Annotated in this window: 7 protein-coding genes; 5 read left to right on the top strand and 2 right to left on the bottom strand. The window is 43.1% G+C overall.

What is annotated here, in order from left to right:
• The first annotated feature begins 10 nt into the window (after positions 1 to 10).
• On the top strand, positions 11 to 964 hold the full coding sequence (locus tag K7A41_RS06515) for a nucleotidyltransferase family protein (RefSeq protein ID WP_265713055.1): 954 nt from the start codon (positions 11 to 13) through the stop codon (positions 962 to 964).
• A gap of 47 nt (positions 965 to 1,011) precedes the next feature.
• Here K7A41_RS06515 and K7A41_RS06510 read toward each other — a convergent pair whose 3' ends face one another.
• Positions 1,012 to 2,106 (bottom strand): nucleotidyltransferase family protein, encoded by a 1,095-nt coding sequence (locus K7A41_RS06510; RefSeq protein WP_265713054.1) that lies wholly within the window; start codon positions 2,104 to 2,106, stop codon positions 1,012 to 1,014.
• A gap of 305 nt (positions 2,107 to 2,411) precedes the next feature.
• Here K7A41_RS06510 and K7A41_RS06505 point away from each other — a divergent pair, with 305 nt between their 5' ends.
• The 4 genes from K7A41_RS06505 (at position 2,412) to K7A41_RS06490 (ending at position 11,066) form a co-directional block, all read left to right on the top strand.
• Positions 2,412 to 5,633: a SusC/RagA family TonB-linked outer membrane protein gene (locus tag K7A41_RS06505; RefSeq protein WP_265713053.1), complete on the top strand. Its 3,222-nt coding sequence runs from the start codon at positions 2,412 to 2,414 to the stop codon at positions 5,631 to 5,633.
• 12 nt (positions 5,634 to 5,645) lie between these two features.
• Positions 5,646 to 7,136 carry a SusD/RagB family nutrient-binding outer membrane lipoprotein gene (locus tag K7A41_RS06500; protein ID WP_265713052.1) on the top strand — a complete coding sequence of 497 codons (1,491 nt, stop codon included), beginning with the start codon at positions 5,646 to 5,648 and terminating at the stop codon, positions 7,134 to 7,136.
• Positions 7,136 to 9,595, top strand: coding sequence for a phosphocholine-specific phospholipase C (locus K7A41_RS06495; RefSeq protein WP_265713051.1), 2,460 nt, complete (start codon positions 7,136 to 7,138; stop codon positions 9,593 to 9,595). Before K7A41_RS06500 ends, K7A41_RS06495 begins: the two co-directional genes overlap by 1 nt.
• Before the next feature lie 496 nt (positions 9,596 to 10,091).
• Complete coding sequence (locus K7A41_RS06490) at positions 10,092 to 11,066, top strand: Rpn family recombination-promoting nuclease/putative transposase (protein WP_265713050.1); 975 nt, start codon at positions 10,092 to 10,094, stop codon at positions 11,064 to 11,066.
• A gap of 94 nt (positions 11,067 to 11,160) precedes the next feature.
• Here the strand turns inward: K7A41_RS06490 and K7A41_RS06485 are convergent, their stop codons facing one another.
• The gene (locus K7A41_RS06485) at positions 11,161 to 11,703 is read right to left on the bottom strand and encodes a hypothetical protein (RefSeq protein WP_265713049.1); all 543 of its coding nucleotides are present in this window, start codon (positions 11,701 to 11,703) and stop codon (positions 11,161 to 11,163) included.
• Between the last annotated feature and the right edge of the window lie 20 nt (positions 11,704 to 11,723).

The following is an 11,723-nucleotide window of genomic DNA, read 5'->3' as shown; positions in this document are numbered from 1 at the left end:
ATTAATAGAGATGATAAATAACAGTCAAAAGCCCATCTTGGTTATTCTTGCTGCCGGGATGGCGAGCCGTTATGGTTCAGCAAAGCAGGTAGAGAGTTTCGGGCCCTTCGGCGAAAAAATAATTGATTATTCTATTTACGATGCAATCCGTGCTGGATTTGGTAAGGTTGTTTTCGTGATCCGTGAGGAATTTTTGGAGGTCATGAAATCTAATGTAGGGGACAAGCTTCCAGAAGATATAGAAGTTGCTTATGCATATCAGGACTTCGATCTTAAGAAATTCGGTGTGGACCGTGTGGTCGAGCGTCAGAAACCTTGGGGCACAGGGCACGCCGTGATGAGCGCTGCGCATGAGGTGGACCGGCCATTTTGTGTGATCAATGCTGACGATTTTTATGGGTACGATGCATTCCAGAAGATGGCGAATTTCCTTCGCGAGAAAGCGAATGATCAGGAGATGGCGCTGGTAGGATTTGAAATTGGCAATACCCTTTCCGATTTTGGCTATGTCTCACGCGGCGTATGCGAGGTAAACGAAACCGATCACTTGCAAAGTGTGACTGAGCGGACTAATATCTATCGAAAAGAGAACAGCATCGTTTACGCACAACAGGACGTCGAAACTGTTATCCCTGAGGATACAAGAGTGTCAATGAATTTTTGGGGATTTACACCAAAGATATTTGATATAGCAGGAGCATTGTTTCCTGCTTTTGTCGAGGCTAACTATGAGAATCCCAAAGCAGAATTCTTTATTCCGGATCTCCCAGACTATATGGTGAAACACGGTATTGCTAAATTTTCCGTATTACCTACCGACGCGAAATGGTTTGGTGTGACGTATAAGGAAGATAAAGAGCAGGTACAGCAAAGTATACAAGAGCTCATCCGGCAGGGCCATTATCCGTCCAGACTGTGGCCTGTCAAAAAAGTGGTAGATGAGAGTATCTATTTAGACTTTTAGATATATTATATAGGAGCATATCACCTTTAGAATATGCTCCTTAAATTTTAGCTTCTGCCCATCAATTTGGCATAGGTATGTAACAATGGGAATGCAATAGCCTCTTCGGGGACGTATTTAACATAGCGTTTAAAGTTGTGCCATAAACGCTTCGGAGAGTCTGGTAACGTAAAAAGTACTATTTCCTTTCCCTGTTGATATCGTTCATCGTTAAATCCGAAATTCCCTGAATACCAAACCTCATCGACCATCCAGTCAATTTGAATATTCTCCGGATACGAGAAAGGAAGTTTATTCTTCGGAAGCCCCAGTCGTTCAGCCAGAAGTTTGTGCAACAAATGTATCCATTTGAGGATACCTGTCTTCCGATAGATCTCTTTTAGGGCCGAAGCATCTATTTGTGAGGAAACCGCGTAATAAAGTCTCGCAGAATCACAAAACTGGCGCACACCGATTCCATAGGTGATCAGGTGCTTTAAAATATGAATGTTGACCTGCAGCAACTGCAGTTCTGGTGCCAGCAATCGAATAGGGACATCATGGATGACTACTGTCTGCTGTGCTTGTTCATAGATTTTTAAGAGGTTCGTTAGGTACTTTTTCTTGAGGGGGCTACGAAAATCAAAGGTCCGTTTATGATGTTCGATATGAATTCCCCTCCAATCATAATCAAGACTGAAACCAGCAGTATCTTGAAAATTTACCTGTTTCTCCTTAAGAAGATTACGTGCTTGAGCATAACCATTGTCTTCAAAGCACCAGTCTATATCCCCGCTGATGCGATGATTGGGGACCCGATAGTACGATGCGACTCCCTGCCCTTTTTGTAAGATCGGGTGGATTCCCTGTTCGCTAAAAATAGTAAATAGCTCCGCGATTACGCTATTCATTTTTGCATTGTGCCTTTCAATCTGATCTACACGGACAGCCCATTTTAGTCGGAGCCCTTGCGGTGGAAGCTGGTCCTCCTCCAGAAATGCAAAGGCATCAAAGATTAAGCCTTCGATGGTATGATTGACCGCATAACGATGGATTTTATCCCAATCTTCTGCAGTCAGTGGCTGATTCAGAGATAAAGTGCCTTCACCCCAAAGACCTATACGCAATAATTGAAAAAATATATCCCTTAGTTGATATTCCATGTAGATTCTTCACAAAAACAATTATCCAAACTTAGACAAATTGAGCTTCATATGCAATATAATTATATTTCCTCTGATCGATTTGCGTTTAGGGACGAAACGGATAATTCAGTATGGATATCTCGCCAGCTGACCGTTGTTGGATGTCCAAAATGAAAGCTTCATCAGCTGCCCGTTTGTAATAGCGCTAAATAAAATCAGCATCGTGTTAACCGAAAGATAAGCCGCTGTTAAGCTTGTTTTGTTAATACTATCTTTATCTGTAGCTAATATCAGCTTCTTTATTTTGGCGCAAATTCAAGATAATGAAACCTATTAAGCTACCTCAATTTAGGAAAACAGCCCAAGTTACCTTAGCCATAGCATTACTAAATGCTGCAAGTGTTGACGCGGTGTGGGCAAATCTGCCAAACAAAACTATTGCGATCGAAATTACCGGCCAGTCTGTTATCAAAGGGATTGTCAAAGACCAAGAAGGCAAGCCCATAGACGGTGGTACGATCATCAACGAAACCAGCAAGCAGAGTACGCGTACCGAATTTAACGGTAAATTTAATCTGAAAGGACAGGTTGGAGACCAGCTCCGTATTTCTTCGCTGGGCTATAAAACAGTCACCATAACAGCTACAGAAAGCCCGCTTGAAGTTGTTTTGGAAAAAGACGATTCTAAACTGGACGAGGTTGTCGTGACCGCAATCGGAATCAAGCAGCAGAAAAAGCAGATCGGTTATGCTACACAGGAAGTCAAGCTGGACGTGCTCAAAGAATCCAAAACAATGAATATTGGTACGGCTTTGACGGGACAGGTGTCCGGGCTGATCGTCAATAATCCAACAGGTATTTTTCAGGCACCATCATTTCAATTGCGTGGTAAAACGCCGTTAATTGTTGTGGATGGTATCCCTGTTGAATCTGATTTTTACGATATGTCCAGTCAGAATATCGAGAACATCAACGTTTTGAAGGGAACGGCAGCATCTTCTTTGTATGGCTCACGTGGTAAAAATGGAGCTATCTTGATCACGACCAAAAGTGCAAAAAGTGATAAACTGGAGTTTTCAGTCGGAACAACGAATATGTTCTCGGCAGGATTTACTGTCTTTCCTGAATCGCAAAAAGAATTTGGAAGTGGATCTAACGGTAAGTATGAATTTTGGGATGGTGCTGATGGGGGCATCTCAGATGGTGATATGACCTGGGGCCCCAAACTGAATTCCGGAATCAAGGTTGCCCAATGGAATAGCCCCATCCGTGATAAACAGACCGGTGAGGTGATCCCTTGGTGGGGAGATGTCAGCGGAACGAAGTACAACGATAAGTCGCGCTATGAGCGTGTACCTATCGACTGGGTAGCCCACGACAATCTGGAGGACTTTCTGGGAACAGGATTGGTAACGGAAAACAATGCAACCTTGTCCTACCGATCCGAAAAAGTGAGCATCTTTGGAACTGGAAAGTATGCTTACCAAAAAGGGCAGGTGCCCAACACCAAACTTTCTACAGGTGGACTGAACCTGAACACGTCGTACCGTTTTACTCCCGAAGTGCAATTGGATCTTAATCTCTCCTATAATAAAGTGAAGTCTCCAAATTATCCGAGATACGGATATGGACCTAAAAATCATATGTATACGATTTTATTGTGGATGGGTAATGATGTGAATGGACAAGAATTAAAGAATCATCTGTATATTCCGGGGCAGGAAGGCTATCGCCAGGCAAACTATAATTATGCATGGTACAACAACCCATACTTTGCAGCCTACGAATTGAATCAGGTGTATGACCAGGATATTTTGCATGGACAGACTGCCCTGACCTGGCGCATTTCTCCAGAATTTAAAATAAAAGGCCGCGCTGCCGCAAGGCAGAAGAACCTGTTTCAGGATATGCAGAGTCCCAAGTCGTATATGAATTATGGCGATTCACGGAATGGTGATTATAAGAACTGGGACAGTAAGCAGCTTAATTTTGACGCGGATGTGCTCGCCACTTATATCAAACAGTTATCAGATGATTTTGGGCTGACTGTGAACGCAGGTTCCTCAACTTTTAAACGAGATTATCGCGAACTTTATCAGACCACGGATGGTTTGGTCGTTCCGTTTGTCTACAATTTGGGAAATACCCAAGGTCCGGTAAAGGCTACCAACACCACCACGGAGAAAATCATCCGAAGCGCCTATGCATCTGTCAATCTAAACGTGTTTAAGTCTACCTACTTGAACTTTTCAGGGCGGAATGACTGGTCATCGACACTGTCGAAAGCAAATCAATCTTTCTTCTACCCCTCTGTTTCGTTGAGCAGTGTGATCTCGGACTATTTTACATTACCTCAGCAAATAGACTTTATCAAATTGTATAGCTCATGGGCATCCGTATCTTCTGATCTCGATCCTTACAGCATTGCCGCCACCTATAAGAAAGACGTCACTTATGGCTCAACGCCGTCTGTGACTTACCCTGCAGGAATTATAAATCCTGATATTCTTCCTCAACAATCAAATTCGTTGGAGGTGGGTGCTTCACTGGCCCTGTTTAAAAATAGGCTTTCGGCGGACGTCACCTACTACAATGTTGTCGACAAAAATCAAATTATAGATTTAAGTGTTTCTCAGGCATCGGCATTCACTTCACGTAAAGTCAATGGAAATAAATACCGTACAAAAGGTTTGGAAGTCTCTTTAACAGGAAATATTATCAAAAATGACCAATTCTCGTGGACATCGACCGTAAACTGGTCCCGGGCGGTCCAACGTCTCGAAGAGATCTATAATAACCAGGCGAAATTTGGCAACCTAAAAAAAGGAGATCGTGCGGACAGTTATTACGCAACAGTTTGGGAAAAATCTGCTGATGGTAAGGTCATCCTAAACCCGAATACCGGCATGCCGACAAAAAATCCTTTTCCACAATATTTGGGCTATTTCCAGCCGGATTGGCAATTTGGTTTTGCCAATCAGTTTAAAATTAAGGGATTTCAGGTTAATCTAGATATCGATGGATCTATTGGTGGTGTGATGAATTCGACCACAATAGAAAAAATGTGGTGGGGAGGAAAGCATCCATCTTCTGTCTTATATCGCCAGGAGCAGTACGATGCTGGTAAACCTGTGTTTGTGCCGGATGGTGTGATTGTAACAGGTGGAGAGCTTACGCGCGATGTGAACGGCAATATTACGTCGGATACACGCACCTATACCAATAATACCACAGCCGTGGATTGGCAGGCATGGAGCCAGAATTATCCCTATCAGGCCCGCGTGACAGAAGCCGAAAGTAAACTTTTTGCCAATGTATTTGACCGTTCATTTGTGAAATTACGTCGCCTTTCGGTGAGTTATGATGTCAACAAAGTATTCAAACTAAAGCAGCTTACCGCTTTAAACGCATCGTTATTTGGATACAATTTAGCGATGTGGAAGAAAGTACCTTATATCGACCCTGATTTTGGCGTTGGTAATGATGGCAACCTCCAGGATCCGTCGACCAGGTATATCGGTTTTTCACTCGATTTCAAGTTTTAATAAGATTGCAAGATGAAATTTAATAAATACCTATTTTTTGGGCTGTTTTCGCTCTCAGTAATGACCTCTTGTCAGAAATTGACCGAAGTAAATATTAATCCCAACGAAGCGACCTCAACTCACCCACAGGCGTTGTTAACAAAAGTAGAATGGGACGCTTTCCGTACTTGGCATGGAACCGCCCCACTGTACGCATTGAAGATGATTGTACAGACGGATGGGGAAAATGCGAATCAGATTTATAACTGGCAGCGCGGGAGCTTCGAGCAATACGGTTTTCTTCGGAATATTACGAAGATGACTGAAGAGGCGGAGAAAATAGGCGCTGAGAACTATTTGGCACTGGCTAAATTTTTCCGCGCTTATTACTTCTATAATCTTACCCTGACTTTTGGTGATGTGCCTTATTCAGAGGCTGCAAAAGGCGAAAGCTCAGGCGTTTTTACACCAAAGTATGATGCACAGAAGGACGTTTTGGTGGGCCTATTGAAAGAGCTGGAGGAAGCAAATGCGATATTGAAGAAAAATAATAATACCATAAACGGTGATATTATTTATGGTGGAAATAGCGCGAACTGGAATAAGTTAGTCAACTCTTTTCGCTTAAAAGTATTGTTAAGCCTGTCAAAGAAATCAGACGACCTTCCGTTTAACCCAGCGACAGAATTCGCGAAGATCTATTCGAGCGAGTCCAGGATTACTGATGTGAGCGGAGCCGAAGATGGACAGTTGGTCTTCCTGAATCAGGATGGCAACCGCTACCCCGAGTTTAACTCCAGTGGCTACGGCTCGGGAATGTATATGGACTCGACCTTTATCCAACGGTTACAGGATCTAAAAGATCCCCGATTGTTTGTGGTCGCCACGCAGACACGTTTGGGGAAAGAAGCAGGTAAAGCCATCAACGATTTCACTGCATATGAAGGCGGCGATCCGATTGTGCCTTATGCGCAGGTCAATGCGAAGGCCGTATTGGGAAAGCTGTCCAAAGTGCACGAACGGTTTTATCAGGATCCTACTGCAGAGCCCTTAGTCTTATTGGGCTGTTCGGAAATGCAGTTTATTTTGGCAGAAGCTATGTTGAGAGGCTGGATTGCGGGTGATCTAAATACAGCTTATGCCAAAGGGGTGCAAGCATCCTTCAAATTTTATGAAAAATATGCGAAGAATGTAGGCAGCTATACCAATGAGAGTCAAGCCGCTCAATACTTGGCACAAAATACGGTAAAACTCGATGCTGTCAGTTCAAACGAACAGAAGTTGGAGCGTATCCTTATGCAGAAATATCTGCGGTCCTTTCATCAAGGAGGTTATACGGCGTATTTTGACCACCTGCGCACGGGCTATCCCGGGTTGCGTAAAGCTGCCAATGTAAAAACAGCCTATCGATGGATGTATCCGCAAGATGAATACAATAACAATACCGCCAATGTTTCTGATGCGATCAAATCACAGTTTGGTGGAAACGATAATATTAATTTACAGACCTGGTGGCTAAAATAATGGATTCGAGAAGGGCATTTTTAAAGAAGGTAGCTATGCTGGCCGGGAGTACGGCAGCTATAAACTGGTTGCCGGAGTCTATCCAGAAGGCATTGGCCATTGAAGCTCCCAAAGGATCCACATTTTTGGATGCTGAGCATGTCGTCTTTTTGATGCAGGAAAACAGATCATTTGATCATTGTTATGGCACATTAAAAGGCGTGCGTGGATTTAATGATCCGCGAGCGATGAAATTGCCAAACGGCCTGCCGGTATGGATACAAGGAAATAAGGAAGGTGCATATTTTGCGCCTTTCCATTTGGATATCATCAATAGTAAATCTACCTGGATGGGCTCGTTACCGCATGGCTGGCGTGATATGGTTGCGGCCCGCCACGACGGAAAAATGGATAATTGGCTAGAAGCGAAGAGCTCGGGTAACGACGCATATAAGTCCATGCCGTTGACTATGGGTTATTATAACCGTGCGGATATTCCTTTCTATTATGCTTTTGCAGATGCATTTACCGTTTGTGACCAGCATTTTTGTTCCTCATTAACCGGAACGAGTGCCAATCGCTCTTATTTTTGGACAGGCACCATACGTGAGCAGCCTCGTAATCCCGAATCTCTTGCCCATGTGGATAATGGACAGATCAATTACAAAGACGTCAGCTGGAAGACTTATCCCGAGCGGCTACAGGAAGCCGGGATACCGTGGCGGGTGTACCAAAATGAATTGAGTCTGCCCGTTGGATTTGAAGGAGAAGAGGAAGATTGGCTGGCCAATTTTACGGACAACAATCTCGAATTTCATAAGCAATATGGTGTAAGATATCACCCGGCGCATTATCAGTGGATGAAAAAGCGGATAGAGACGTTGCAGCAATTGGTAAAAGGCAATGAGAAAGCCGAATCGCTGAGCAAAGCCAAAGCGGAGTTGGCACGTCTACAACGTGATGTGATGCAGTATTCTCCGGAAAACTTTGAAAAGCTATCCCAGTTTGAAAAAGATATCCATCGAAATGCCTTTGTGACCAATATGGGCGATTCAAACTATCACAAACTGGATAAAATAGCTTACACAGCGGATGGAAAACGACAAGAAATTGAGGTCCCTGCGGGCGATGTTCTCTATCAATTTAGAAAAGATGTTGAAGCAGGAAAGCTGCCTACTGTATCCTGGCTGGTCGCTCCCTGTCGATTTTCAGATCATCCCGGCTCACCTTGGTATGGAGCATGGTATGTTTCGGAGGTGTTGGATATTCTGATCAGAAATCCGGAAGTCTGGAAAAAGACTATATTTATTTTGACTTATGACGAAAACGATGGGTATTTTGATCATATAGCACCATTTGTTCCGCCATTGAGTTCTAATAGCGACCAAGGGGCAGTCACCATAGATACCACGGACGAATACGTGACCCAAAAGCAGGAGAGAAAGCGTACCAACAATCAAAATGCGACCTTGGAAAGCCCTATCGGTTTGGGGTACCGTGTGCCGATGGTCATTGCATCACCGTGGTCAAAGGGCGGATGGGTCAATTCAGAAGTTTTTGACCATACCTCCTGTCTGCAATTTTTGGAACATTTCTTAGAGCGGAAAACTGGGAAGGTGGTTAGGGAAGAAAATATTAGTTCCTGGCGCAGGATGGTCTGCGGGGATCTGACCACGGCTTTCCGTCCGATAGACAACGTGTCCAAGCCCAACGTCCTTTCTGTTGACCGGAATGCATATGTCGAACGGATATTCTCTGCACGGAACAAAAAACTTCCGACCGATTTTGTACAAATTGACAATGATAAGATCGCAGAGATCAGAGCAAAAGGCAGATATCACAGCGATGTACAGATGCAGGAACATGGGTGGAAAAATGCCTGCGCGCTACCATATGATCTACAAATCAAGATGCGCAGCACAGCTGCTGTTTTTTCTATCAGCGCTACATTGGACAAAAGGTTAGACCGTATTAAAGCTGGTGCAGGTATTCCTTATTTTGTTATCTCTTATGTCCCCTATGATGGTCATGAAAAAGGTAAAGTGTGGAATTTTGCCGTTCAGGACGGTGACCAATTGCAGTACGATTGGCAGCTTGATAAGGTATCAGGAGATCGGGTATCCTTTGCCCTCCATGGTCCTAACGGATTCTATCGTTCGGTTGAGGCTAAGAAGGTAGATATACCGAATATCGATGTGTATACGAAGATCGTTTCGGGCAATCCGGTTCTTTGTGTGGAAGTGCAGTCGTCCGGAATAGATCTGCAGGTAGTGGATAGTGCCTACGGTACATTTGAGTCGCAAATACTTAAAAGTGGTGCGCACAAAGTGATTGAAGTAGATTGCAGTGAAAGCAAAGGTTGGTATGACGTCGAAGTAACAAGTCCTGCAGATCCACAGCTAAAGCTGCGGTACGCAGGGCATATTGAGACAGGGCTATCCAGTTATACGGATCCGTTAATGGGGGGAATGATCCGTTGAGAAAATCGAAAGCTCAAATAGCCTAGCTATTACATAAATAGTGCTGAAGCCATTTCCGAAGGGGAGTGGCTTTTTATTTTTCATAAAGACTGCCCTATCGTTATTAAACGATTAAGAAGTAGTTTCCTTTAAGTGTTATTAAATGGTATTGGGGGAACCAGGTACAAAGTTTACCTAACTGTGTGCACTGTATGCAGTATGGTTATTTTTATATAAAATACTAATAAAATTAGTATTTTGTTTTAATTTTTCCTATCTTTGTGCTATTAGCCGATTTAAATAACTAATGATCAGACAACGGTCAAGACGGGTGATGGTTCCTGTAAAGCTGTCTGAAAAGCCTCTTTTGGGTACAGCCGTTATGGGGTATGGTAACTTTACCTTGGGGAAAGAGGCAACACTTTGCATGTCGAGAGGGAATAGGTGATTTTACAGACTTTATTTGCTAAATATTTTAGTTTTTTCTATATTTGTATGGATAACCAAAAACTTAATAATGATGGCCAAATTGAAATATATTGGTAAATACGTTGATCCCAGTACCGACTTTGGTTGGAAGCTTTATTTCGGGCGTGAGGAAAATAAAATCCTCTTGATTGAATTCCTCAATAGCTTATTTGAAGGTGAGAAAATAATTTCTGATTTATTCTACAAATCCGTAGAATATGATGGTGATCAGGAAGATATGAGACGGGTCGTCTTGGATTTACATTGTATCGGAAATGATGGTGAGTTGTTCATTATTGAAATGCAGCAATTATTTCAAGAATTTTTTCGGGATCGCGCTGTTTATTATACTTCGCGTTTGATTAATAAACAATTGTCAAGGGGAAAGAAAGGAAATGATTACTGTCTGCCTGAGGTGTATTTTATTGGTGTTTTAGAATTTAACCTGCATGCAGAGGATAAGGTCTTTTCCAGGGGCAATACCGCCCGCCCGTATTTTTATGATGTTGCTTTGTGTGACAAGGATACGCATGAAATTTTTTATGACAAGTTAGGGTACAAATTGGTTTCATTACCGATGTTTACTAAAAAACCGGCAGAGCTGGAAACAGTAATGGATCAATGGTTGTATGTACTTAAACACTTGAGCACCATGGATAAGCTGCCCTCATTTTTGGATAAAAGGATATTTGGTCTTATCTTTGAAGTAGGAGAAATAGGAAAATTAACGGAGGAGGATCGCATGTCATATGAATCAAGCCTAAAACATAAACGAGATGCCGAGAGTGTGTTTAATTCGGCTCTGCGGTCGGGAGAAGCAATGGGGCATGCTAAAGGTCTCGCGAAAGGTCTTGAGAAAGGTCTAGCAGAAGGTCTTGAGAAAGGTCGTGCAGAAGGCCTTGCAGAGGGAGAACACAAACAGGCTATCGAATCTGCTCGGAAGATGTTGAGTAAGGGTTATAACGAGAAGGACATTAGTGACGTTACCGGTCTTTCCGTTGATGAAATCGAAAAGCTCAAATAGAATAATTTAAAAGTTATATTTAATTTGCGGTGTAGTGCTGTCCAATTTTTTGGACAGCACTTTATCTGAATTTCCATACGGCGTTTGCGCATATTTAATGGCAGGCCACAGGCTCGGGGTAATCACCTTTAGCCATTCCCTTGACCAATTGTCCGCAATGGCGCATCGACGCCGCATAAGGGTTGTCAATCGCTGTGTCGTAACTTAACCAATAGGCTTTTTCCATCGGGCAGTACTGCAGATAAACGGCTTCATCTGTACATTTCATTGTTTCCATAATGGTAAATAGGGATTGTGTGACTGCGGAAAAGGACAGTTTCATCGCCTTCATATCCTGTGCAGATTTCAAGCTGGCGGCATCGGTCTTCATGGTCTGGCTCACCTTCTTCAAGCGCATCATGTCATCGATCTGCAGACCCTTTAACCGGAAATGCCGAACTTCCTCTTCCAATTGAACGACGTGTTCCTTACCGCCGGCAAAGTTTTCATTCTGGATGTCCTTTTTTACATCCATGTATGCTTTAAATAGTCGATCGCGTTGTTGCTGGGCAACATCCTGCCCATGGCTTGATTGACAGGAAATCGTCATAAGACAGATCACACATGTGATATAAATTCTTTTTAAGTTATTTTTCATCCTATTATTTTGTTTTTAAC

It is taken from the genome of Sphingobacterium sp. InxBP1 (genome assembly GCF_026191775.1).
Classification (GTDB): Bacteria; Bacteroidota; Bacteroidia; order Sphingobacteriales; family Sphingobacteriaceae; genus Sphingobacterium; species Sphingobacterium thalpophilum.
This window is presented reverse-complemented; position numbering and strand designations above follow the sequence as displayed.